Source organism: Streptomyces sp. NPDC050704 (assembly GCF_040654355.1).
Classification (GTDB): Bacteria; Actinomycetota; Actinomycetes; order Streptomycetales; family Streptomycetaceae; genus Streptomyces.
The window spans coordinates 23,425-46,049 of the sequence record NZ_JBFAHW010000026.1 but is presented as its reverse complement, the minus strand read 5'-3'; the positions used below and the strand labels follow the sequence as shown (position 1 = coordinate 46,049).

21 protein-coding genes are annotated in these 22,625 nt (G+C 69.8%); 11 read left to right on the top strand and 10 right to left on the bottom strand.

The features are described from left to right. Positions 1–75: 75 nt before the first annotated feature. From AB0I18_RS17710 to AB0I18_RS17690, 5 genes are all read left to right on the top strand, one after another. On the top strand, positions 76–801 hold the full coding sequence (locus AB0I18_RS17710; RefSeq protein ID WP_363106405.1) for a maleylpyruvate isomerase family mycothiol-dependent enzyme: 726 nt from the start codon (positions 76–78) through the stop codon (positions 799–801). Positions 802–811: 10 nt separating this feature from the next. Further along, complete coding sequence (locus AB0I18_RS17705; protein WP_363106404.1) at positions 812–1,468, top strand: MBL fold metallo-hydrolase; 657 nt, start codon at positions 812–814, stop codon at positions 1,466–1,468. A 523-nt stretch (positions 1,469–1,991) separates the two neighbouring features. Then, positions 1,992–2,867: an ABC transporter substrate-binding protein gene (locus tag AB0I18_RS17700; RefSeq protein WP_363106403.1), complete on the top strand. Its 876-nt coding sequence runs from the start codon at positions 1,992–1,994 to the stop codon at positions 2,865–2,867. Continuing rightward, entirely contained in the window at positions 2,864–3,781 is a 918-nt protein-coding gene (locus AB0I18_RS17695; RefSeq protein ID WP_363106402.1) for an amino acid ABC transporter permease, read from the top strand. The genes AB0I18_RS17700 and AB0I18_RS17695 overlap by 4 nt, the downstream gene beginning before the upstream one ends. After that, the gene (locus AB0I18_RS17690) at positions 3,778–4,566 is read left to right on the top strand and encodes an amino acid ABC transporter ATP-binding protein (RefSeq protein ID WP_363106401.1); all 789 of its coding nucleotides are present in this window, start codon (positions 3,778–3,780) and stop codon (positions 4,564–4,566) included. Before AB0I18_RS17695 ends, AB0I18_RS17690 begins: the two co-directional genes overlap by 4 nt. Before the next feature lie 67 nt (positions 4,567–4,633). On the opposite strand, the gene aroQ is transcribed toward AB0I18_RS17690, so the two are convergent. Beyond that, the gene (aroQ, locus tag AB0I18_RS17685) at positions 4,634–5,107 is read right to left on the bottom strand and encodes a type II 3-dehydroquinate dehydratase (RefSeq protein WP_363106400.1); all 474 of its coding nucleotides are present in this window, start codon (positions 5,105–5,107) and stop codon (positions 4,634–4,636) included. 219 nt (positions 5,108–5,326) lie between these two features. Between aroQ and AB0I18_RS17680 the strand changes: the two genes are divergently transcribed. After that, on the top strand, positions 5,327–6,631 hold the full coding sequence (locus tag AB0I18_RS17680; protein ID WP_363106399.1) for an MFS transporter: 1,305 nt from the start codon (positions 5,327–5,329) through the stop codon (positions 6,629–6,631). A gap of 123 nt (positions 6,632–6,754) precedes the next feature. Here the strand turns inward: AB0I18_RS17680 and AB0I18_RS17675 are convergent, their stop codons facing one another. The 5 genes from AB0I18_RS17675 to AB0I18_RS17655 form a co-directional block, all read right to left on the bottom strand. Beyond that, a complete protein-coding gene (locus AB0I18_RS17675) occupies positions 6,755–7,750 on the bottom strand; it encodes a TerC/Alx family metal homeostasis membrane protein (protein ID WP_363106398.1) in 996 nt (331 codons plus the stop codon). Between the two features lie 300 nt (positions 7,751–8,050). Next, positions 8,051–10,093 carry a TerD family protein gene (locus AB0I18_RS17670; RefSeq protein ID WP_363106397.1) on the bottom strand — a complete coding sequence of 681 codons (2,043 nt, stop codon included), beginning with the start codon at positions 10,091–10,093 and terminating at the stop codon, positions 8,051–8,053. A 45-nt stretch (positions 10,094–10,138) separates the two neighbouring features. Continuing rightward, positions 10,139–10,717 carry a TerD family protein gene (locus AB0I18_RS17665; RefSeq protein ID WP_363106396.1) on the bottom strand — a complete coding sequence of 193 codons (579 nt, stop codon included), beginning with the start codon at positions 10,715–10,717 and terminating at the stop codon, positions 10,139–10,141. A 140-nt stretch (positions 10,718–10,857) separates the two neighbouring features. Continuing rightward, positions 10,858–12,987 carry an excinuclease ABC subunit UvrB gene (uvrB, locus tag AB0I18_RS17660; protein ID WP_363106395.1) on the bottom strand — a complete coding sequence of 710 codons (2,130 nt, stop codon included), beginning with the start codon at positions 12,985–12,987 and terminating at the stop codon, positions 10,858–10,860. 40 nt (positions 12,988–13,027) lie between these two features. Beyond that, positions 13,028–13,891 carry an MHYT domain-containing protein gene (locus AB0I18_RS17655; protein ID WP_363106394.1) on the bottom strand — a complete coding sequence of 288 codons (864 nt, stop codon included), beginning with the start codon at positions 13,889–13,891 and terminating at the stop codon, positions 13,028–13,030. A 276-nt stretch (positions 13,892–14,167) separates the two neighbouring features. Between AB0I18_RS17655 and AB0I18_RS17650 the strand changes: the two genes are divergently transcribed. The 4 genes from AB0I18_RS17650 (at position 14,168) to fdhA (ending at position 18,574) form a co-directional block, all read left to right on the top strand. After that, the gene (locus tag AB0I18_RS17650; protein WP_363106393.1) at positions 14,168–15,043 is read left to right on the top strand and encodes a glycerophosphodiester phosphodiesterase family protein; all 876 of its coding nucleotides are present in this window, start codon (positions 14,168–14,170) and stop codon (positions 15,041–15,043) included. Positions 15,044–15,177: 134 nt separating this feature from the next. Next, a complete protein-coding gene (locus AB0I18_RS17645) occupies positions 15,178–15,732 on the top strand; it encodes a methylated-DNA--[protein]-cysteine S-methyltransferase (protein WP_363106392.1) in 555 nt (184 codons plus the stop codon). 195 nt (positions 15,733–15,927) lie between these two features. Further along, positions 15,928–17,217: an MFS transporter gene (locus tag AB0I18_RS17640; RefSeq protein ID WP_363106391.1), complete on the top strand. Its 1,290-nt coding sequence runs from the start codon at positions 15,928–15,930 to the stop codon at positions 17,215–17,217. Positions 17,218–17,347: 130 nt separating this feature from the next. Continuing rightward, positions 17,348–18,574 carry a formaldehyde dehydrogenase, glutathione-independent gene (gene fdhA / locus AB0I18_RS17635; RefSeq protein ID WP_363106390.1) on the top strand — a complete coding sequence of 409 codons (1,227 nt, stop codon included), beginning with the start codon at positions 17,348–17,350 and terminating at the stop codon, positions 18,572–18,574. Between the two features lie 87 nt (positions 18,575–18,661). On the opposite strand, the gene AB0I18_RS17630 is transcribed toward fdhA, so the two are convergent. Both AB0I18_RS17630 and AB0I18_RS17625 read right to left on the bottom strand, forming a co-directional pair. Further along, positions 18,662–19,090 carry a VOC family protein gene (locus AB0I18_RS17630; RefSeq protein WP_363106389.1) on the bottom strand — a complete coding sequence of 143 codons (429 nt, stop codon included), beginning with the start codon at positions 19,088–19,090 and terminating at the stop codon, positions 18,662–18,664. A gap of 296 nt (positions 19,091–19,386) precedes the next feature. Next, entirely contained in the window at positions 19,387–20,181 is a 795-nt protein-coding gene (locus AB0I18_RS17625) for a methyltransferase domain-containing protein (RefSeq protein WP_363106388.1), read from the bottom strand. Between the two features lie 181 nt (positions 20,182–20,362). On the opposite strand from AB0I18_RS17625, the gene AB0I18_RS17620 reads away from it, so the two are divergent. Next, positions 20,363–21,490 carry a magnesium and cobalt transport protein CorA gene (locus tag AB0I18_RS17620; RefSeq protein ID WP_363106387.1) on the top strand — a complete coding sequence of 376 codons (1,128 nt, stop codon included), beginning with the start codon at positions 20,363–20,365 and terminating at the stop codon, positions 21,488–21,490. A gap of 55 nt (positions 21,491–21,545) precedes the next feature. Here the strand turns inward: AB0I18_RS17620 and AB0I18_RS17615 are convergent, their stop codons facing one another. Together AB0I18_RS17615 and AB0I18_RS17610 are read right to left on the bottom strand one after the other, a co-directional pair. Further along, positions 21,546–21,974: a CBS domain-containing protein gene (locus tag AB0I18_RS17615; RefSeq protein ID WP_363106386.1), complete on the bottom strand. Its 429-nt coding sequence runs from the start codon at positions 21,972–21,974 to the stop codon at positions 21,546–21,548. A 162-nt stretch (positions 21,975–22,136) separates the two neighbouring features. Then, the gene (locus AB0I18_RS17610) at positions 22,137–22,532 is read right to left on the bottom strand and encodes a PPOX class F420-dependent oxidoreductase (RefSeq protein ID WP_363106385.1); all 396 of its coding nucleotides are present in this window, start codon (positions 22,530–22,532) and stop codon (positions 22,137–22,139) included. Between the last annotated feature and the right edge of the window lie 93 nt (positions 22,533–22,625).

Genomic DNA, 22,625 nt, shown 5'->3' with positions numbered 1-22,625 from the left:
ATAGCACGTGCATTCGATTAGCGGGGATGGCCCACCACCTTCACCCAAACGTGTGGCGGCACTATCGTCGGCCCCATGAACGATCATGTGCGCGACCTGGCGTCTGTACGTGACGCGACCGAACGGCTGCTCAGCGCAGTCGCCGAACTGGACAACGCTTCCGTGACCGAGGCGTCACGGCTGCCCGGCTGGAGCCGCGGCCACGTCCTGGCCCATCTCGCCCGCAACGCGGACGCTCTCGTGAACGTCCTCGAAGGCCGGCCGATGTACGTCTCCGGAGAAGCCCGGGACGCCGAGATCGAGCGGGACGCCCCGCGGCCCCTGGACGTGCACCTCGCGGACGTCCGTGAAAGCGCGGCCCGCTTCCAGGAGGCGGGGACCGCGCCCGCGGACTGGTCCCGCACGGTGGAGCTGCGCAACGGAGTCACCGACTCCGCGGCCGGGATCCCGTTCCGGCGGTGGATCGAGGTCGAGCTGCACCACGTGGATCTGGGGATCGGCTACGTGCTGGAGGATCTGCCCGACGAGTTCACGCAGCGGGAGATCAACTTCCTCGCCCGGCGGTTCCGCCACCATCCCGACGTGCCCGCGCTGCTGATCAAGCAGGACGACGGCCGCGCGGTGGCCACCGGTGCCGTCGAGGGCCTCGGCCCGGAGCAGATCGAGAGCGGCCGCGAGCCCAGGTTCGAACTCACGGTCAGCGGCCGCCAGGCGGACCTCCTCGGCTGGCTCTGCGGCCGTCGCGACGGCTCCGCCCTGACCGTCGACGGCGGCCCGCTCCCCGCCCTCCCCCCGCTATAGGCTGAGTGACATGACGTACAGCGGAGCGGTGACGGTCGGCGGCCCTGCCGATGTGCACGAGCTGCGGGACCTGATGATCTCCAAGGCCGCCGTCGGCCCGATGAACAACAACGCCTACCTGCTGCGCTGCCGAGCCACGGGCGAGCAACTGCTGATCGACGCGGCCAACGACGCCGGGACGCTGCTCACGCTGATCGGCGACGACGGCATCGCGTCCGTGGTCACCACGCATCAGCACGGCGACCACTGGCAGGCGCTGGCGGAGGTCGTCGCGGCCACGGGTGCGCGTACGTACGCGGGGCGGGACGACGTCGAGGGCATCCCGGTACCGACGGACGTGCCGGTCGACGACGGCGACACGATCCGAGTGGGGCGCGTGGAGCTGACCGCCCGCCATCTGGTGGGGCACACACCCGGCTCGATCGCCCTCGTCTACGACGACCCGCACGGGCACCCTCATGTGTTCACGGGTGACTGTCTTTTCCCGGGCGGTGTGGGCAACACACGTAAGGATCCGAAGGCGTTCGCCAGTCTCATCCACGACGTCGAGACGAAGCTCTTCGACGTGCTGCCGGACGAGACCTGGGTCTACCCGGGGCACGGCAACGACACGTCGCTGGGCGCGGAGCGGCCGCAGTTGCCGGAATGGCGTGCACGGGGCTGGTGAACCGCCCGGCCCCCAGGGCGAGTTGGTGAAGTGCCGGACGCCGGACAGATATCGGTGAAGTGCCGGACGCCGGGCGGGTGTTGGTGAGTCGTCCGGCACCGGGTGTCGGTCGGTGGGTCGCCCGACGTCGGACGAGCAGTCGGCGGCCGCACGCGTCGGCGCGCGCCCCGTGTGAACCGAGCGCACGCGCCGGTGTCACGCACGCGCTCCCGGTGCGTGGGGTGCACGCGGTCCACTGGGGGCAGTCCCGCGCAGGATGACGGCTCCTGAGCGGACGGGTCGCCGGCCTCTCGAACCCCGCCCTCGGCCGGCGGCCCCGCCCTGGCAGCGGTGGCCGACGTCCGGCGGCCACCGCCCCGGCGGCGTCCGCCGCCTCGGCCGCCCCGTCCGATCGACCCCACCGGACATCCGACGCGTCGTCGGTTCCACCCCAGTTCACAGCGTTGCAACACTCGTTCCCACTATGCGGACAGTTGCCCCTGTGACCTCGACAGACGGGCCCGCGCACTGTCACTCTCCCGCCATGCATCTTGCCCCCAGTACTCTGCGCGGTGCCGCGTCCGCCGCCACCCTCACTCTGCTCGCCGTCGCCGTCGGCTGCGCCCCGCAACCCGAGGAGAAGGCCGCGGACAAGCCCTCCGCCGCGTCGTGCGCCAAGGGCGAACTGGGCACCGAAGTCTCCGGCAAGCTGACGATCGCGACCGACGAGCCCGCGTACGAGCCGTGGTTCAAGGACGGCAAGCCGGCCGGCGGCAAGGGCTTCGAGTCGGCCGTCGCGTACGCCGTGGCGAAGCGGCTCGGGTACGCCGAGGCGGACGTCGTCTGGCAGAGCGTCCCCTTCAACAAGGCCTTCGCGCCCGGTGAGAAGACCTTCGACTTCGACATCAACCAGGTGTCGATCAGCGACGAGCGCAAGAAGGCCGTCGACTTCTCGTCCGGCTACTACGACGTGCGCCAGGCCGTCATCGCACTGAAGGACTCCAAGGCCGCGAAGGCGAAGAGCATCGCCGACCTCAAGGGCGTGAAGCTGGGCGCCCAGGTCGGCACCACCAGCCTCAACTACATCGACGACGTGGTGAAGCCGACCCGGGCGCCGGCCGCGTACGCGAAGAACGACCAGGCCAAGTCCGCGCTGCAGAACGGCCAGGTGGACGCCATCGTGGTCGATCTGCCGACCGCGTTCTACATCACCGCGGCCGAGGTGACGGACGCGACGATCGTCGGGCAGTTCGAGAACACCGGCGGCAAGCCCGAGCAGTTCGGGCTCGTACTGGACAAGGGCAGCCCGCTCACGTCGTGCGTGAGTGGCGCCGTGGACGCCCTGCGCGAAGACGGCACGCTCGCTTCGATCGAGAAGCAGTGGCTGTCCGACGCCGTCGACGCACCGGTCCTCAAGTGACGTTCGTGAAGGAGGAGTCGGGCGAGGAGCCGGGCGAGGGCTCCGGCGAAGGAGACGTGCACGAGGCGTCGTACGTCCCGTCGAAGCGGCGGATCGAGCGGGAGCGCTACAAGCGCGCCCGGGCCCGCCGTGCGACGGCGATAGGCGCGCTCTCCACTCTCGTGACCGGCGTCGTCCTCTATCTCGTCGTCGTCAACGCGCCCGGCTGGCCGCGCACCAAGGAGACCTTTTTCAACGCGGAGTACGCGCGCGAGGCGTTCCCCAAGGTCCTTGAGGGGCTGTGGCTGAACGTCCGGCTCCTGCTGGTGTGCGGCGTCGCGGTCCTCGTGCTCGGCATGCTGATCGCCGTCGCCCGTACGCTGCGCGGCCCGGTGTTCTTTCCGCTGCGCGCCCTGGCCGCCGCGTACACCGACTTCTTCCGCGGACTGCCCCTGATCATCAACCTGATGATCGTCGTCCTGGGCGTACCGGCGCTGCGGCTGCAGGGCATCACCGTCGATCCGGTGCTGCTCGGCGGGACCGCGCTCACGCTGACGTACTCGGCGTACGTCGCCGAGGTGTTCCGCGCCGGCATCGAGTCCGTCCACCCCTCGCAGCGCGCCGCGGCCCGCTCGCTGGGCCTGAGCAACCGGCAGTCCCTGCGCTACGTCGTGCTGCCCCAGGCGGTACGCCGTCAGATGCCGCCGCTCCTCAACGACCTGGTGTCCCTGCAGAAGGACACCGGGCTCGTCTCGATCGGCGGCGCGGTCGACGCCGTGCGCGCCGCGGACATCATCGTGGGCCGCAGCCTCAACTACACGCCGTACATCGTCGCGGGACTGGTCTTCGTCGCACTGACCATCCCGATGACCCGCTTCACGGACTGGGTCACGGCGCGAATGGACCGCCGGCAGGCGCAGGGAGGGAGCATATGAGCGAGACACCCACAGCCTCCGGTGTACCGGCGGTACCCGTGGTGCCGGTGCTGCGGATGGAGGCCGTCCGCAAGACCTTCGGCAGCTCGGTCGTCCTGCGGGACGTCGATCTGGAGGTGGCCCCGCACACGGTGACGGCGCTGATCGGGGCTTCCGGTTCCGGCAAGTCGACGCTGCTGCGCTGCGCGAACCTTCTGGAGGAGATCGACGACGGCGCGATCTGGCTGGACGACGAGGAGATCACCGACCCCCGGGCGGACCAGGACGCCGTGCGCCGCCGGATCGGCGTGGTCTTCCAGGCGTACAACCTCTTTCCGCACATGACCGTCCTGGAGAACGTCACGCTCGCCCCGCGCCGCGTGCACGGCGTGCCTCGTGCGGAGGCCGAGACGCATGCCCGTGAGCTGCTCGACCGGCTCGGTCTCGGTGCCAAGGCGGACGAGTATCCAGACCGGCTGAGCGGCGGCCAGCAGCAGCGGGCCGCGATCGTGCGCGCCCTGGCCGTACGCCCCCGGCTGCTGCTGCTCGACGAGATCACCGCCGCCCTCGATCCGGAGCTCGTGGGCGAAGTCCTCGCCGTCGTCCGGGACTTGAAGGGCGAAGGCATGACCATGGTGCTGGCCACGCACGAGATGGGCTTCGCCCGCGATGTCGCGGACCAGGTCTGCTTCCTCGACGGCGGGGTGGTGCTGGAGCGCGGCACGGCCGAGGAGGTCTTCGGCGACCCTCGGGAAGAGCGCACGCGGCGATTTCTGCGACGGATCGTGGAGGCGGGACGACTCTGAGTGACCATGCGTCGATAGTGGCACCCGCCACTGACAATCGGCCGCCGGCCGATCCCGCCCCGGCCCGTCAGGCCTGCGCCTGCCCCGTGCCCGCCAGTACCGCGACGCGCTCCACCCCGAACACGTACCCCTGCACACCGCAGCCCGCGATCACACCGTCGGCGCGGAGTGAGACGTACGAGTGGTGGCGGAACTCCTCACGCTTGTGGATGTTGGAGATGTGGACCTCCAACACGGGCAGACCGTCACAGGTGTTGAGCGCGTCCAGGATCGCGACGGAGGTGTGCGAGTAGGCGCCCGGGTTGATCACGATTCCGGCGTGGTTGAGGCGCGCTTCGTGGATCCAGTCCACCAGTTCGCCCTCGTGGTTGGACTGGCGGAAGTCCACCGTGCCGCCGTGCGCGGCCGCCGCCTTGGCGCACATCGCCTCGACGTCGGCGAGGGTGTCGGAGCCGTAGATCTCCGGCTGGCGCTGGCCCAGGAGGTTCAGATTGGGGCCGTTGAGAATCATGATAGGTGCGTTGGCGAGGGTGCGGGGCACGGTTCCTCCGGTCCGGTCGGGCGGGTCGGCCCGTTCAGGACCGCTGCTCGGACCCGGTCTATCACGGTGCGTGGACGCCGAGACGGCCTCTTCTCCGGTGAACGGCCCTGCCCGGCGCGTCAACGGTGACGTACTGAGGGCGCGTCACGGGTCGCGCTGAGGCCGCCGGGCCCCCGCACGCCCCCGTAACCCCTGGTGACCGTGGGTAGTTGACGCGGCATGCACCGTGTACGCACAGTAAAGCCCCCTTCCATGCCGCGGCTCGCGGCCGCCTCGCTCGCCGGGACGGCCATCGAGTTCTACGACTTCTTCGTCTACGGGACCGCTGCCGCGCTGGTCCTCGGGCCGCTGTTCTTCCCGACGTTCTCTCCGGTGGCGGGGACGCTGGCGGCGTTCGGGACCTTCGGAGTGGGCTTCTTGGCGCGGCCCCTGGGCTCGATCCTGTTCGGGCACATCGGGGACCGGCACGGACGGCGGCCCGTTCTCGTCGCCTCCTTGTTGCTGACCGGCGCCGCGACCGTCGCTGTCGGCTGCGTACCGACGTACGACACCATCGGTACGGCCGCTCCCGTGCTGCTCCTTGTGCTGCGCTTTCTGCAGGGCCTCGGGCTGGGCGGGGAGTGGGGCGGGGCGGTGCTGCTGACCGCGGAACACGCGCCGCCGGAGCGGCGCGGGCTGTGGGCGAGCTTCCCGCAGATCGGTCCCGCGGTGGGGTTCGTCCTCGCCAACGGCGTGATGCTGGTGCTGTCGGCGACCCTCTCCGACGCGCAGTTCGCCGCCTGGGGCTGGCGGGTGCCGTTCTGGGCGGCGGGCGTGCTCGCGGCGGCGGGGCTGTGGCTGCGCTCCTCCCTCGCGGAGAGTCCGCAGTTCCTCGAACTGCGGGAGCACGCGCGCGTGCCGCTCGCCGAAGTGGTGCGCGGCCACTGGCGGCTCGTCCTGCTGACGGCGGGGGCGCTCGCGGTCGGATACGCGGTGTTCTACGCGGTGACGACCTGGTCCCTCGCCTACGCGACCGAGCGGCTCGGAGTGAGCCGTACCGTCATGCTGGCCTGCATCATGGCGGCCGTGGTGGTGAAGGGTGCCCTGACGCCGCTGATGGCCCTCCTCGGCGACCGCTACGGACGGCGGCCGCTGTGTCTGGCGGGCTGCGCGGGCGCCGCCCTGTGGATGTTCCCGATGATCGCGTTGCTGTCGACCGGCGAACCGCTGCTGATGTTCCTCGGCTTCGTGGTGGCGCTGATCGCGTTCGTCACGATGTTCGCGGTGATCGCCGCCTATCTGCCGGAGCTGTATGAACCGCGGGTGCGCTGCACAGGTGCCGCCGTGGGCTACAACCTGGGCGGGGTGCTCGGCGGCGCGCTCACACCGATCGCGGCCACGGCGATCGCCGAGCAGAGCGGGCGGGTCCCCTGGGGCGTGGCCGCCTATCTGACGGGTATCGCACTGCTCAGCCTGGGCTGCTTCGCCCTGCTGCCGGAGACTCGCCCCGAGCGCGTGGTGGCGGTGGAGCCCGCTGTGGCATGACGTGTACCGATGGGCTCGACACACGAACGAGCACCGGGAGCGGTGGCCGGCAGTTCGCCGAGCCTCGCTCCCGGTGCTGGTTGTTCCTACGTTCGGCCTGCGTCCGGCCTACGTCCGACGCGGTCAGACGTCGATGCTGTCCTTCTCAGTTCCTTCGGCCTGCCGGGCCTCTTCGGCCTCCTGCTTCTTGGAGGCCATCAGGCTGGTGATCGTGGTGATCAACAGGACACCGCCGATCACGCCCAGGGAGACCGGAATGGAGATCTCCGGGACGTGGACGCCGGACTCGTGCAGCGCGTGCAGCACCAGCTTGACGCCGATGAAGCCGAGGATGACCGACAGGCCGTAGCTGAGGTGGACCAGCTTCCTGAGGAGTCCGCCGATCAGGAAGTACAGCTGCCGCAGCCCCATCAGCGCGAACGCGTTGGCCGTGAAGACGATGTACGGGTCCTGCGTCAGGCCGAAGATCGCGGGGATCGAGTCGAGCGCGAAGAGCACGTCCGTCATGCCGATCGCGAGCATCACGACCAGCATCGGCGTCATGACCCGCTTGCCGTTCTGCTCGATCCACAGCTTGGTGCCGTGGTAGCGGTCGGCGACACCGAAGCGGCGCTCGGCGGCCTTGAGCAGCTTGTTCTCCTCCCACTCCTCGTCGTCTTCGTCGGCCCGGGCCTCCTGGATCAGCTTCCAAGCGGTGTAGATGAGGAACGCGCCGAAGATGTAGAAGACCCACGCGAAGCTCGCGAGGATGGCGGCGCCCGCTGCGATGAAGATCGCGCGCAGAACGAGGGCTACCAGTACACCGACCAGGAGTACCCGCTGCTGATACTGCGAGGGCACCGAGAACTTCGCCATGATCAGGACGAAGACGAAGAGGTTGTCGACGCTCAGCGATTTCTCGGTGATGTAGCCCGCGAAGAACTCTCCGGCCGGCTGCCCCCCGCCGAATATGAGCAGTCCGACTCCGAACAGTGCGGCCAGGACGATCCAGACGACTGTCCAGATTCCGGCTTCCTTGATCGATACGTCGTGCGGCTTGCGGCCGATGAAGAAGTCGATGGCGATGAGGGCGCCAAGGCCCACGATGGTCAGGACCCACAGGGTCAGGGAAACATTCACTGCGCCTCCGGCAGTACGTAACGGCAGATTTCAGCGTCGTCGCTACCGGAGGTCTCTTCCACCCGCGGCATCCGTGACGCGAGATGCGCCTGATGTGCCTCGGGCCGACGCCCCGGGATCTGGCCTGATCCGTATTGACGGGTACGCCGCAGCTGGTAGGGAGTACTCCCCTCCGTACGGATGACAGTACCCCAATCACCAAGGAAAGGTAAAGTGATTGGCAAAGGAAAGGCCAAATGTCCTGGTCAGACGAGTTGACCAACTCTTGGGTAAAGGATGTGGCAGGAGTCGGGACAGCCCTCAGCGGTTCCAGGAACGGCGGGCTTCCGCGACCTGGGTGAGGACGCGCTGGAGCACCTTGCTGCCGGGCGGGACGCGCGAGGGGTCGTACGTCCACGCGTGCCCGACCCAGGGGTCGGCGAGGTGGTCGTCGGGCACCGGGGTGAGCCGGAGCAGCGAGCGCCACAGCGGGTCGAGCAGCGGCCCGTAGGCGGCGGCGTCCTCCCGGTCGGCGACCATCATGAGGTGGACGCCGACGGCCGGGCCCTCGTCCGCGAGGTAGCGCAGCTGGGTCACGGCGCGGTCGTCGAAGCCGTGCGGGAAGTCGTTGACGATCAGCAACTGCTCAGCTGTGTCGAGGTCGGGCGGCAGTGAGTCGGTCACGCCACCGCGGATCGCCATCTGCACCAGGTCGACGCGCTGGGTGAGCCGGGCCAGCACCTCGTTCACCCCCGCGGCACCGGCCGCGGGCGGGCCGCCGAGCACTCCGGTGCTCACGAGCGGCGCGAGCGACGAGGTTCCCGATCCGGCCGGGTCGATGACATGCACCGTGTACTCGCCCGCCGGGTGGACGGCGAGCAGCCGGGCGGCGTGCCCCACCGCCGTGTCCATGGCGAGGCGGCGCAGTTCGTCGGAGTCCGTGAGCGAACCGTCGAGGGACCCGCGGCCACTGTCGATCCACAGGCCGCGCTCCAGCGGCAGCCGCACCAGCATGGGAATGCTGAGGCCGTCGCTCTCGGGCAACTGCAGATCGCCCAGGCGCAGGGCCATGGGAATCTCCATCGGCACCCGGTAACCGTGCCAGACGGGGCTGGCCCAGCGTGCGAACGCGGCCGGCAGTGCGGGCTCGACGACCTCGGCTTCGGCGGTGAGCTGGGCGAGGTCGCGGTCGAAGGCCTCCCGGGCCCGGTCGACCAGCTCGGCGTGCTTGGCGCGGGCCGCCTCGCGTGCGGCGTCGCCCTGACCGCCGATGCGGCTGCGCGGGTCGGAGAGGGTCTTGTCGAGTTCCTGCTCCATGCGCGATTCGGCGAAGTCGACTGCGCTGCGGTACGCGGCCGCGCTGCGGGCGAGGTCCTCGAACATGCCCCACACCTGGTTGTAGAGCCGCTCCTCCATGGACCAGCCGGTCGCGTCGCCCGCCACCGGCTGCGCCGGCTGACCGGGCCGGGCCGGAGGCGCCGTCGGCGGGGGTGACGGAGGCTCGGCCGCCTGCCGTCCCGGATGGCTGTAGTCGACGGGGCTGTCGGCTCCGGTCATGGCGGGCTGCGTGGTGGCGGACGGGTCCGTCTGCCCGGGCCCGCCGGGGTAGTCGGCCTGCGGTGTCGCGTGCCCCGTCGGGCCGGACGCGGGGGATGCCGCCTGTCCGCCCGGGTGTCGGCGGTGCGGTGGTGCGTGGTCCGGGGTGCCCTGGGACGTGGTCCCGCCCTGGTCCTGGCCGTGCGCGGGTGTCGCCGCGTGCCGCGAGCGGTCGCCCTCGGCCGTACGCGGCGGGGGTGCGGCCACCGAACGCGCCAGGCCCTGCGCGACCGCCTCGTTGATACTGCCCGCGAGCTGGGGCGCCTGGGGCAGGCCCTGGTCGGCGAGGAGTTCGGCCAGGCCGCCCGCGTACCCCTGGCCGACGGCGCGCACCTTCCAGGCGCCCTGCCTGCGGTAGAGCTCGAGGGCGACGACGGCCGACTCGGCGTCGAGGCCCGTGACCGTGTAGCTGGCGACCTCCGAGCCGTCGAGTCCGGTGACCGCGAGGAAGGGCGCGGCGACGGCGCCGAACCGGACAGGACCGCCGACTCCGGACGGCAGCGCGAGCAGCACACTGACCCGGTGCACGGACTGCGGCAGGGCGTCGAGGTCGCAGGCGAGGCGGTGGTCGGCCGCCGCCTGCTTGGAGACCTCCAGGCCCGGGAGGGTGGGTGAGCCCGGGTGGGCCACCCACTCGACTCCCCGCACCTTGCCGTGCTCGTCGCTGAGGGTGACCCCGGCCACGATCGGCTTGCCGGCCGACACCCGGATCTCAAGTCGGGCCTGGGAGAGGGGGTGGTTCTGCCCTCGGACCAGCTCAGCCGTCATCGCCTTCGTTCCCCCTGTGTACTCGTGCGCCGCGTGCCGGGTTTCTTACAGGTGCGGCAGGATCGCCGGCATCAGGTCCTGGAAGGTACGGCCGTTGGCCGGCGTACCGAGAGCGGTCATCTGCCAGCCCGTGCCCGCGCGGTGGACCTTCGCCATGATCTGCGCCGTGTACTGGCCGCCGCCGGCCAGTGTGTAGCGGGCCAGCTCCTGGCCGTTGGTCTCGTCGACCAGGCGGCAGAACGCGTCCTGCACCTCCTGGAACGTCTGGCCCGTGAAGGAGTTCACGGTGAAGACGATCTGGTCGATGTGGACCGGAATGCGCGCGAGGTCCACGAGGATCGCCTCGTCGTCGCCGCCCTGGCCCACACCGCCGACGAGGTTGTCACCGGTGTGCCGCACGGAGCCGTCGTCACTGACGAGGTGACGGAAGAACACCACGTCGACCGGCTGCTTGTCCGCGAACAGCACGGCGGAGGCGTCGAGGTCGATCTCCCGGGTGCGAGAGCCGAACAGGCCACGTCGCGGAGCCGCCTGCCAGCCGAGCCCCATGCGCACCGCGGTCAGCGTGCCTCCGTCATTCTTCTGCAGATTGATGGCCTGACCCTTGGTCATGTTGACCGTCACGCGCTGTTCCCCTCTCGAACCGTCCCCTGTTGCCGCAGAACCCTGCGGTTGACCAGCAACCCTACGCAGGGCCACTGACAGCACCGAACCCTGGTGCACGCTTTGTGTCGTTCTTGCAACACTGCGCGCCGTCCCGGGTGTCAGGCGAGGCCGGCCTCCTTCATCTGCCGCAGCTCTTTCTTCATCTCCGAGACCTCGTCACGCAGCCGGGCGGCGATCTCGAACTGCAGGTCCCCGGCGGCCGCCCGCATCCGCTCCGTCATCTCCTCGATCTGTCCGGCGAGTTCCGCCGCGGGGCGGTCGGTCGGCACGGTCTCCTTGGCCTTGCCCTTGGCGGACCTGGCCGACTTCGAGCCGAGCGCGGGCACCGGGGCCTTGGCGGCCTTGCCGTCCTTCGCCTTGCGGTAGCCGGAGCCGAGCAGCTGCTCCGTGTCGACGTCCTCGCGGGCGATCTGCGCCACGATGTCGTTGATCTTCTTGCGGAGGGGCTGCGGGTCGAGGCCCCGCTCCTTGTTGTACGCGACCTGCTTCTCCCGGCGGCGGTTGGTCTCCTCGATGGCCTTCTCCATCGCCGGGGTGATCTTGTCGGCGTACATGTGGACCTGACCGGAGACGTTGCGCGCCGCGCGGCCGATGGTCTGGATCAGGGATGTCCCGGAGCGCAGGAAGCCCTCCTTGTCGGCGTCGAGGATCGACACCAGGGAGACCTCGGGCAGGTCGAGGCCCTCCCTGAGGAGGTTGATGCCGACGAGAACGTCGTACTCGCCGGCGCGCAGCTCGCGCAGCAGCTCGACTCGGCGCAGGGTGTCGACGTCGCTGTGGAGGTAGCGGACCTGGATGCCCAGTTCGAGGAAGTAGTCGGTGAGGTCCTCGGACATCTTCTTGGTCAGCGTGGTGACCAGGACGCGCTCGTCCCTCTCGGTGCGCTTGCGGATCTCGTGCACCAGGTCGTCGATCTGGCCCTCGGTGGGCTTGACCACGACCTCCGGGTCGATGAGGCCGGTGGGGCGGATGATCTGCTCGACGAAGCCGTCCCCGCGCGAGAGCTCGTACTTCCCCGGAGTTGCCGACAGGTAGACGGCCTGGCCGATGCGCTGCTGGAACTCCTCCCACTTCAGGGGACGGTTGTCCAGGGCGGAGGGCAGCCGGAAGCCGTGGTCGACGAGGGTGCGCTTCCGGGCGGCGTCGCCCTCGTACATGGCGCCGATCTGCGGCACTGTGACGTGCGACTCGTCGATGACGAGCAGGAAGTCGTCCGGGAAGTAGTCGAGCAGCGTGTTCGGCGGGGAGCCGGGCTCTCGGCCGTCGAAGTGCATCGAGTAGTTCTCCACGCCGGAGCAGGAGCCGATCTGGCGGAGCATCTCCAGGTCGTACGTCGTGCGCATGCGCAGCCGCTGGGCCTCCAGGAGCTTGCTCTGCTTCTCCAGCTCCGCGAGGCGCTCTCCCAGCTCCTTCTCGATGTCGTTGGCGGCGCGCTCCAGGCGCTCGGGTCCTGCCACGTAGTGGGTGGCCGGGAAGACGTAGAGCTGCTCGTCGTCGCTGATGACCTCGCCGGTGAGCGGGTGGAGCGTGGAGAGGGCCTCGATCTCGTCACCGAACATCTCGATGCGGACGGCCAGCTCCTCGTAGACCGGGAAGATCTCGATCGTGTCGCCGCGGACCCGGAAGGTGCCCCGCGCGAAGGCCACGTCGTTGCGCGTGTACTGGATGTCGACGAAGCGGCGCAGCAGGTCGTCCCGGTCGACCTCCTCGCCGACCTTGAGGTTGACCATGCGGTCCACGTACTCCTGCGGCGTGCCCAGGCCGTAGATGCAGGAGACCGAGGCGACCACGACGACGTCGCGGCGGGTGAGCAGCGAGTTGGTCGCGGAGTGCCGCAGGCGCTCCACCTCCTCGTTGATCGAGGAGTCCTTCTCGATGTAGGTGTCCGACTGGGGGACGTACGCCTCGGGCTGGTAGTAGTCGTAGTACGAGACGAAGTACTCGACCGCGTTGTTCGGCAGCAGCTCGCGGAACTCGTTGGCCAGCTGGGCGGCCAGCGTCTTGTTCGGCGCCATCACGAGGGTGGGGCGCTGGAGCTTCTCGATCATCCACGCGGTGGTCGCGGACTTGCCGGTGCCGGTCGCGCCGAGGAGGACGACGTCCTTCTCACCCGCGCGGACGCGCCGTTCGAGCTCGGCGATGGCAGCGGGCTGGTCGCCGCTGGGCTGATAGGGACTGACGACCTCGAAAGGCGCCACCGTGCGTTCGATCTTGGATACGGGCCGCATGGAATCCACCGTACGACCCCGCACTGACAACGGGGTCTGATCACCAGTTCTGCGGGGTGCGGGAGCCGGGGTGTCTGGGGCGCCGGCGCGAACCGGACGGGAACCGGCGGCCGGTGTGGCGGACCGTGTGGGCCGGGATGCCCGGCTTCTGCTCGGCGGGGCTCCAGTCGGGCTTGCCCATGACCATCAGCGGGTCGAACATCACGACGACGCCGGCCAGCAGCAGGAAGGCGAGGGGGCCGATCATCAGGGGCGCCAGCAGGGACGCGGTCGACTCCCCGGAGGGGTCGCTGGAGGCGCCGTGCAGATGCACGCTGAGGGCGGCCATGCCCGTGTAGTGCATGCCGCTGACGGCGAGGCCCATGACGAGGCTCGCGCCCACACTCCACAGGAAGCCCCGGACCTGTCCCGCCGCCCACAGGGCGGCGATCGCGGCGACGACGGCTATGACGACCGAGGCGGCGACGGTGAGGGTGTTGTACTCGAGCTTTCCGTTGAGTCGCATTCCGGCCATGCCGAGGTAGTGCATCGTGGCGATGCCGAGACCGGTGATCGTGCCCCCGGTGAACAGGGCCGCTCCCGAAGGTCCCCGGTAGCCGACGATGAAGATCCCGATGCCGACCATGACGATCGCGACGCCGAGGCTCGCGAACGTTGTCGGCTTGTCGTAGTGGATCGGGGTCTCCTGGACGGAGAAGCCCATCATCGCGATGAAGTGCATGGTCCAGATGCCGGAGCCGATCGCCGCCGCGCCGAGCGCGAGCCAGCCGGCTCTCCAGGAGCGGGTGACAAGCATCGATCTCGTGGTGCAGCGCAGGCCCAGCGCTCCGCCGAGGCAAGCCATCAGGTACGCCACCAGCGGCGTGACGAGTCCGTAGCTGAATCCGTCGACCGTGCCCTGCATGCGCGGTTGCCCTTCCGCCCTGTTGCGTCCCGGAATTTTGTGAAATGCCCCGTCCCAGGACCGCCACGGCGGCCGGGGTTGACGCAGAGAGTATGACTCGCCCCGGAACGCTCGAACGATTTTCCGGCAAAGAATCACGGCCTTGCCCCACTTGTGCGGCACAGGTGAGCGGACTTGGGCAACTCCATTCAATTTGTGGCCATCCTGCACCCCCCTAATGTTGACCCTCTGCTGTCACTCTGGGACCGTCCGTCATCACAGACGCAAGGAGTACGCATGCAAGCGCGCGCTGCCACCGCCACGACCACCGCGCTCCTGGGAGCTGCCGCCCTCGTTCTCCCCGCCGCCACCGCTCATGCCGACACGAGCACCGACCGGCCCCTGGTCATCGCCCACCGCGGCGCCTCGGCCTACGCCCCCGAGAACACTCTGGCCGCCATCGACAAGGCGGACGACCTCGGGTTCCGCTGGGTCGAGAACGACGTCCAGCGCACCAAGGACGGCGAACTCGTGGTGGTCCACGACGACAGCCTGACCCGCACGACCAACGTCGAGGAGGTCTTCCCCGAGCGGGCCCCCTGGAAGATCAAGGACTTCACCGCCGCGGAGATCGCGCGCCTCGACGCGGGCAGCTGGTTCAGCCCCCGGTTTGCGGGCGCGCGCGTGCCGACGCTGAAGCAGTACATGAACCGGGTCTCGCGCAACCACCAGAAGCTCGTCCTGGAGATCAAGAACCCGGCGCTCTACCCGGGCATCGAGCGGGAGACCCTCAAGGTCCTCAGCAACGAGGGCTGGCTGGGACCGGCCCACGTACGGAGCAAGCTGGTCATCCAGAGCTTCAGCGCGGACAGCGTACGGACCGTCCACGCACTGCGGCCCGACATCAAGACGGGCTTCCTGGGCACCCCGTCGGTCGCGGAGCTGCCCGCGTACGCGCAGTTCGCCGACCAGATCAACTCGTCGCACACGTCCATCTCGCTCGGCTACGTCGCGTCGATCCACGCGCTCCGCGGCCCGCACGGCAAACCGCTGGAGATCTTCACCTGGACCGTCGACACCGCGGAGGGCACGCGGCGCGTCGCGGAATTCGGTGTGGACGGCGTCATCACGAACAAGCCCGACGTGGTCCGGGAGGCGCTGAACGAAGGCTGAGCCCGTCATGACAGGCCCGTCATGACAGACGAGTCGTGACAGGCCAGTCGTGACAGGCCAGTCGCCGGTGGTGCGGACGTTCGTCGGCGTCCGCACCACCGGCGTTGTCAGTGGCGCGCCGTACGGTGGATCACATGAACAGCGATGGGCAGAACGAGCAACAGGTGGTGTGGGCCGTCGTCGACAGCTCCATCGGTCCGCTGCTGCTGGCCGCGACCGGCGAAGGCCTGGTCAGCGTCGTCTTCCACGCCACAGACGCGGTGCGCGACCAGGCGCTCGACCGGCTCGGATCCCGGCTCGGCACCGAGCCCGTGGAAGCTCCCGACTCACCACTCCTGGCCGAGGCGATACGTCAGGTCAGGGCGTACTTCGCGGGCGAGCGCCACGACTTCGAGCTGCCGCTGGACTGGTCCCTGATCTCCGGGTTCAACCGTCAGGTACTGCGCGAGCTGGCGTCCGGCGTTCCGTTCGGGAAGGTGGTGGGGTACGGCGATCTGGCCCGGCGGGTCGGCCAGCCGGGTGCGGCCCAGGCGGTGGGGATGGCCATGGGCGCCAATCCGCTGCCGGTCGTGGTGCCCTGCCACCGGGTCGTGGAGAGTGACGGCGGCATCGGCGGGTTCGGGGGCGGCCTGGAGACCAAGCGGAAGCTGCTGGCGCTGGAAGGGGTGCTGCCGGAGCCGTTGTTCTGAGGGGCGCGGGTTTCTGGGGGCGGCCGTTGTCGTGAGGGTGTCCTGAGTTCGGGACCAGGGGGAGACTGCGCCGGTGACCACATCGTTCGCGTTCACGTGCGGGCGCGCGTCCGGCTTCGCCGGTGAGTGCGCACGAGGGGCCGCCACATTCGGTCCCCTCGCTTCCCTTGCCTCCCTTGCTCTGGTGTGTTCGACGTGACCGCCGTCGAGCGCCCTGTCGCCGGGCCCGTCGACGCGGACGGACTGCCGGCGTTGCGGCGCCGGATATCCGCTGTGCTCGTCGCCAGTCAGATCCTCGGCGGTCTCGGGGTGGCCACCGGCATCGCGCTCGCCGTCGTACTGGCCCAGGAGGTCGCCGGCACCGAGTCGCTGGCCGGGCTCGCGCCCACCGCGACCGTCGCGGGGACGGCGGTGCTCTCCGTGCCGCTGGCCGCGCTGATGACCGCGCGCGGTCGCCGGCCCGGGCTCGTCCTCGCCTATCTCATCGGGGCGCTGGGGGCGGGGGTCGTCGTGGCCGGCGCGGCCGTGGACAGCTTTCCGTTGCTGCTGCTCGGCATGGCGGGGTTCGGTGCGGCCTCCTCCGCCAACCTGCAGGCACGGTTCGCCGCCGCCGACCTGGCCGAGCCGCAGCGGCGCGCGCGAGCCATCTCCAACGTCGTGTGGGCCACCACGATCGGTGCGGTCCTCGGCCCCAACATCGCCGCGCCCGCGGGCCGCAGCGTCTCCGGCCTCGGCATACCGGAGACGGCGGGCCCGTTCCTGTGGGCGGCCGGGGTCTTCCTCCTGTCGGCGCTCCTGGTCGCGGTGCTGCTGCGGCCCGACCCGCTGCTCACCGCCCGCGCACTGGCACCGGTCGAGGAGCAGTCCCCCGCGGCACGCTCCATACGGGCCGGGATGGCCGCGGTCCGGGCCTCACCGCGGGCCCGTCTGGCTCTGGTGACGGTGGCCGTCTCGCACACGGCGATGGTCTCGGTCATGTCGATGACGCCGGTCGACCTCGGTCACCACGGCGCGAGTATCGACCTGATCGGACTGGTCATCAGCGGCCATATCGCGGGCATGTACGCGTTCTCGCCCGTCATGGGGCGGCTGTCCGACCGGTTCGGGCGGCTGTCGGTGATCGGCCTGGCCGTGGCGCTGCTGGCCTGCGCGGCACTGCTCGCGGGCACCGCGGGCGCCGGCCATGGGCAGACCGCCGCGGGGCTCTTCCTGCTGGGCCTCGGCTGGTCGGCCGGTCTCGTCTCGGGCTCCGCGCTCCTGACGGACTCCGTGCCCGCGCCCGCTCGCGCCGCCGCTCAGGGGCTCTCCGACCTGACCATGAACACTTCGGCGGGCATCGGCGGCGCGGCTGCCGGCCTCATCGTCGCCCAGGCGAGCTACGGCTGGCTGAACCTCATCGCCGCCTGCCTTTTGCTGCCGCTCGGCGCGCTGGCTCTGTTCACTCGCCGGACCACCACATCGAGTGGCCCGACGCCCACGCCGTAGGAGCAGTCGCAAATCCATGTCCCCTGGACCCGCACGAAGGGTGGCCGGAACGTTGCGGCGGTAGCAGACTCCGCCATGCGCACAGCCACTGGCATCCGAAGTCACGGGGCCGAAGGGACGGCGATCACGTATGAGCGGGAACAGGGCAGTCGCGTACCTCAAGCCGGGCGCGGTGGAAGTCAGGACCATCGACTACCCGACGCTCGAAATGCAGGACGGGCCAGGGGTGGCATCCGAGAACGTCGGCCGCAAGTGCCGGCACGGGGTCATCCTCAAGGTGCTCGCCAGCAATATCTGCGGCAGCGACCAGCACATGGTGCGCGGCCGTACGACCGCGCCCGAGGGGCTCGTACTCGGGCATGAAATCACCGGAGAGGTCGTCGAGCGGGGTCCCGACGTCGAGTTCGCCGAGGTCGGGGACATCGTCTCGGTGCCCTTCAACATCGCCTGCGGGCGATGCCGCAACTGCAAGGAGCGAAAGACCGGCATCTGTCTGAACGTCAACCCGGCCCGCCCCGGTGCGGCCTACGGCTATGTCGACATGGGCGGCTGGGTCGGCGGCCAGGCGGAGTACGCGATGGTCCCGTACGCGGACTTCAACCTGCTGCGGTTCCCGGACCGGGACCAGGCCCGCGAGAAGCTCCTCGACCTGACCATGCTGTCGGACATCTTCCCGACCGGCTTCCACGGCGCGGTGTCCGCGGGCGCCGAGGTCGGCTCGACGGTGTACGTCGCGGGGGCGGGTCCGGTCGGTCTCGCCGCCGCGGCGTCGGCGCAGCTTCTCGGCGCGGCCGTCGTCATCGTCGGCGACCTGAACGCCGAACGTCTCGCGCAGGCCCGGAGTTTCGGCTGCGAGACGGTCGACGTCAGCCGGGGCGACGTGGGCGAGCAGGTGGAGCAGATCCTGGGCGAGCCGGAGGTGGACGCGGCCGTCGACGCGGTCGGCTTCGAGGCACGGGCCCACGGCCCCGACGCCGCGGAGGCACCCGCGACGGTCCTCAACTCGCTGATGGGCGTCACGCGCGCGGGTGGCGCGCTGGGCATTCCGGGCCTGTACGTCACGGACGACCCCGGCGGGGTCGACCAGGACGCGCGGACCGGAACCCTGAAGGTGCGGCTCGGCCTGGGGTGGGCGAAGAGCCATCGCTTCACCACGGGTCAGTGTCCGGTGATGCAGTACCACCGGGGGCTGATGAAGGCGATCCTCCACGAACGGGTCCACATCGCCAAGGCCGTCAACGCGACGGTGATCGGTCTGGACGACGCACCGCGCGGCTACGCCGAGTTCGACCAGGGCGCCAGCCGCAAGTACGTCCTCGACCCGCATGGCGCGCTGAACGGCGTACGGCCGGTCTGAGGCTCCGAGGGCCGGAAGGCATGAAGGCCCGAAACCTCGAAGGGGGTGTCCACGCGTGCGTGGACACCCCCTTCTCATGTCTGAGAGCTATTCGTAGTGCCGCGCTTCGAAGATGTTGCCGTCCGGGTCCCGGAAGTAGAAGCTCCGCTTGGCCATTCCGCGGGCTCCGAACGCGTCGTGCGTGAAGTCCGAGAGGGGCACGGCTCGTTCCTTCAGGCGGGCGCGGAGCGTGTCGAAGTCGTCCTCGCTGAAGGACAGGCATACGTGGTTGACCGGGTGGCCCGCACTGTCGGCCGCTCCGGGGACGACGTCCATGCGCGCGGCCATCGAGAGGGGCGCGAGGTCGAAGATGGTCTCCTCATTGAGGCGTACCGAGGGGAACGACGCCTGCCCCGCGGCGAACTCGGTGACCCTGATGGGCTCCAGCCCCAGCGCCTTCTCGTAGAAGTCGGCCGAGGCCACGGGATCGCGCACCCAGAGAACGACATGGTCGAGACGTGTCGAGTTGTCCGTCATGCCCTCAGGCTGCTGCTCTCTCGGGGCGGCCGCAAGGGTCTGGCCGGGCGCGTCGCCCACCGGAGAGGAGGCGGGCTCCCTCTCCTGGCCGTCCGAGCCCGGCCGAGCCGAGCAGATCCGGGCGCTGGTGGCGGTGGCTCTGGAGTCGGCACGCGCGCGTGATGTGCCGGCCCCAGATCCGCCGCCCCGGAACCGCAGCCACGCACAGGCCTCTTGGTCGGGCGTGGGCGGCGGCACCAGCGGAGGTGCCGCGCCGTCAACGCCCGTCCTTCACGGGACTCCGCCCCGCTCCGGAGTCACGCCTTGCGCCCCCACGCCGAAATCAGCGGCGCGGTGGCCAGATCCATGCCGCCCGCGGCCACCTGCGCCAGGTGGCGATCGACGTCCTGGTCCGTGGCGAGGCCCGCCGCGACGAGCGCGCCGCGGATCTGACGAACCGTCGCGGACTCCAGGGCGGCCAGGGCGGGTGAAGCGATCGGGAAGTACGCGTCGGCCTCGACCTTCCGCAGGCCGGCCTCGCGGAGCAGGCGGGGAAGCCGACGCCCGTACGCGAGGTCGGCGCCGCGTTCGGCGAGCAGTTCGCGGAACCCGTGGCGCAGCCGGTTGGCCAACTGCTGCTCAGGACCGCACTCGTCGGGGCAGGCCAGCGGCTGCAGCGCGGGGTCGGCGTCCTCCACCAGGAGCCGTCCGCCGGGCCGCAGCGCCCTGATCATCGATCGCAGGGCCCGCTCCCTGTCCGGCACATGGGCCAGCACGAGCCGGGCGTGCACGAGGTCGAAGCCCTCCCCCGGCGGCTCGTCCACGCCCACGTCGTGGACACGCAGCTCGATCGGCGGACGGATGGACGAGGTCGCCCACGAAGTGTCGATATCGGTCGCGACGACGCGACCGGTCGGACCGACCTTCTTGGCGAGCCACGAGACCACAGACGTACCGCCCGCGCCGACCTCCCAGCAGCGCCAGCCGGATCCGATGCCGAACCGTTCGATATGCCGGAACGTCGTGGGGTCGAACAGGGCCGCGAGGGCGGCGAAGCGCTGCCCCGCCTCGGTCTGCCGGTTGTCGAGGAGATATCCGTCGGTTCGCGTCATACGGGAATCATCCCAGTTGTCCGGCTTGTCGGTGATGGTCGACGCTCCCGTCGCCCACGCGTCGTATACGGAGCGGAATATTCCGTTCCCACAGGCCGCTCCAGCCGTCAAAACATCCTGGCAGACTGGCCGCGGAAAGGCGCAGAGTGCGGCGCGAGAGGATCCATGCAAGGAGATCCAGATGTCCATGGCAGGGAACCTGCGGAAGGTCACGAGCCTGAGCAAGGTCGGCGGCCTCCGCAGGGTGGCACGGCTGACACGCCGACGTGCCCGCGTCGACCTGAGCCACCCCGCCAGATCCCCATTGGGTTCCGCGGTCGTGAACTGCGTGGCGTACGAGGAGGGGGCCAGGGTCCCCGCCGGCCGCGATCTGGTCGAAACGGTGGAGCGGGTCCGCAAGGCCGACGGCGGCTTCGTCTGGCTCGGGCTGCATGAGCCCACAGAGGTGGAGTTCGCGGGCATCGCCGATCTCTTCGACCTGCACCCGCTGGCGGTCGAGGACGCGGTCGACGCCCACCAGCGCCCGAAGCTGGAGCGGTACGGCGAGACGCTGTTCGCGGTGTTCAAGACGGTCTGCTACGTCGAGCACTCCGAACTGACCGCGACCAGCGAGGTGGTGAACACCGGCGAGATCATGGTGTTCGTCGGGCAGGACTTCGTGGTCACCGTGCGGCACGGCCGGCACGGTTCGCTGGGTCCGCTGCGCGAGGAGTTGGAGGCGAACCCCGAGCAGCTCGTCAAGGGGCCGGCCGCGGTGCTGCACGCGATCGCGGACCATGTGGTGGACGAGTATCTGAACGTCACGGACTCGGTGCAGGAGGACATCGACCAGGTCGAGACGGACGTGTTCTCCGCGAACGGCGCACGGGCCGACCCCGGGCGCATCTACCAGCTCAAGCGTGAGCTCCTGGAGCTGAAGCGGGCGGTGGCTCCCCTGGGCCGCCCCATCATGGACCTCGCCACCCGGCCGATACGGGTGATCGGCCCGGAGATACAGGCGTACTTCCGGGACGTCTCCGACCACCAGCTGCGGGCCGCCGAGCAGATCGCCGCATTCGACGAACTGCTCAACTCGATTCTGCAGGCGCACCTGGCGCAGGTCAGCGTCGCGCAGAACGAGGACATGCGGAAGATCACGGCCTGGGCGGCGCTGATCGCCGTACCGACGATGGTCTGCGGTGTCTACGGCATGAACTTCGACAACATGCCGGAACTGCACTGGAGGTTCGGCTATCCCCTGGCGCTCAGCGGAATCGCCGTCGCGTGCTTCGCCCTCTACCGGGGCTTCAAGCGCAACGGCTGGCTCTGACGCCGCTCGTCCGGCACGGCCGACCGGCCGGACGAGCCCGCGCCCGCGCCCGGGGTCAGTGGGTCGCGCTCTTCGCGTAGACGCTCTCGACCCAGCTTGCGAGTTGTCCGTCCGTCAGATGCTGCGCCAGGTCGGCCTCGCTGATCATTCCGACCAGGCGCTTGTTCTCGATCACAGGAAGGCGGCGGATCTGGTGCCCCTGCATTTCGCCGAGTACTTCGCTGACATCGGCGTTCGCTTCGATCCAGCGTGGCGTGCCCTTGGCCATCTCGCCGGCGGTGATGCGTGCCGGGTCGTGGCCCATGGCCACACAGCCGATCACGATGTCGCGGTCCGTGAGGATGCCGCAGAGCCGTTCGTTCTCGTCGCTGATGGGCAGCGCGCCCACGTTGAGCTCGCGCATCAGCTGCGCGGCGCGGTCCAGGGTTTCGTGAGCGGGGATCCACTGGGCGCCGCGGTGCATGATGTCTCCGGCGGTGGTCATGAAGTACCTCCCGGTGCCGGACGGCCGGCGCGGCGCGGAGAGGCACCGCTAGTCCCGGCGCCCTACATTCTCGCCGGGTACGGGGAGATACGCACCCGGAGGTTCCCGGCTTCCGGCTGACGTCGCGCCGATGTCGCTCTGATGTCGCGGTCGGCCCGTGTCTCACGCCGAGAAGCCGACGATCCGTTCGGGCACCACACGGATGATCACCCGGACCCGGTCCTCCTTCTCCGCCGGAGGGTCGATGCCGAGGTACTTGTGCGAGAGCTCGTGAGCGAACCGCTTGCCCTCGTCGGGGAGGAGCTCGGCGGTGCCGCGGATCTCCACGGACGTATAGGGGTTGGCGAGGTCGAAGACCGAGAGGCTGATGCGGGGGTCGCGTCGGAGGTTGCGGACCTTCTGACGGCCGTCGGTCGAGGAGAAGAGGACGGTGTCGCCCTCGCGCTTGATCCAGACCACCGAGTTCTGGGGAGCTCCGTCGGGGCCGAGAGTGGCGACACTGGCGAAGTTCTTGCCGTCGAGGAGTGCGCGGACCGAGTCACCGAAGGAGATCGTCATGGCGCCAGAGTAACTACATGCACGCGCATGCAAAAGCCCTTCGCGAGGGAATGCAGGACGGAATAAGGCACGGAATAAGGAATGGTCCTCGGT

Coding starts and splice junctions, on each gene's coding strand:
- AB0I18_RS17610 (WP_363106385.1), bottom strand. CDS start 22,532: ATGACGATCTCCTTCGGTGACTCGGTCCGCGCACTCCTCGACGGCAAG.
- uvrB (WP_363106395.1), bottom strand. CDS start 12,987: ATGCGGCCCGTATCCAAGATCGAACGCACGGTGGCGCCTTTCGAGGTC.
- AB0I18_RS17630 (WP_363106389.1), bottom strand. CDS start 19,090: ATGACGGACAACTCGACACGTCTCGACCATGTCGTTCTCTGGGTGCGC.
- AB0I18_RS17710 (WP_363106405.1), top strand. CDS start 76: ATGAACGATCATGTGCGCGACCTGGCGTCTGTACGTGACGCGACCGAA.
- fdhA (WP_363106390.1), top strand. CDS start 17,348: ATGAGCGGGAACAGGGCAGTCGCGTACCTCAAGCCGGGCGCGGTGGAA.
- AB0I18_RS17700 (WP_363106403.1), top strand. CDS start 1,992: ATGCATCTTGCCCCCAGTACTCTGCGCGGTGCCGCGTCCGCCGCCACC.
- AB0I18_RS17650 (WP_363106393.1), top strand. CDS start 14,168: ATGCAAGCGCGCGCTGCCACCGCCACGACCACCGCGCTCCTGGGAGCT.
- AB0I18_RS17615 (WP_363106386.1), bottom strand. CDS start 21,974: ATGACCACCGCCGGAGACATCATGCACCGCGGCGCCCAGTGGATCCCC.
- AB0I18_RS17645 (WP_363106392.1), top strand. CDS start 15,178: ATGAACAGCGATGGGCAGAACGAGCAACAGGTGGTGTGGGCCGTCGTC.
- AB0I18_RS17620 (WP_363106387.1), top strand. CDS start 20,363: ATGTCCATGGCAGGGAACCTGCGGAAGGTCACGAGCCTGAGCAAGGTC.
- AB0I18_RS17655 (WP_363106394.1), bottom strand. CDS start 13,891: ATGCAGGGCACGGTCGACGGATTCAGCTACGGACTCGTCACGCCGCTG.
- AB0I18_RS17625 (WP_363106388.1), bottom strand. CDS start 20,181: ATGACGCGAACCGACGGATATCTCCTCGACAACCGGCAGACCGAGGCG.
- AB0I18_RS17670 (WP_363106397.1), bottom strand. CDS start 10,093: ATGACGGCTGAGCTGGTCCGAGGGCAGAACCACCCCCTCTCCCAGGCC.
- AB0I18_RS17705 (WP_363106404.1), top strand. CDS start 812: ATGACGTACAGCGGAGCGGTGACGGTCGGCGGCCCTGCCGATGTGCAC.
- AB0I18_RS17680 (WP_363106399.1), top strand. CDS start 5,327: ATGCACCGTGTACGCACAGTAAAGCCCCCTTCCATGCCGCGGCTCGCG.
- AB0I18_RS17690 (WP_363106401.1), top strand. CDS start 3,778: ATGAGCGAGACACCCACAGCCTCCGGTGTACCGGCGGTACCCGTGGTG.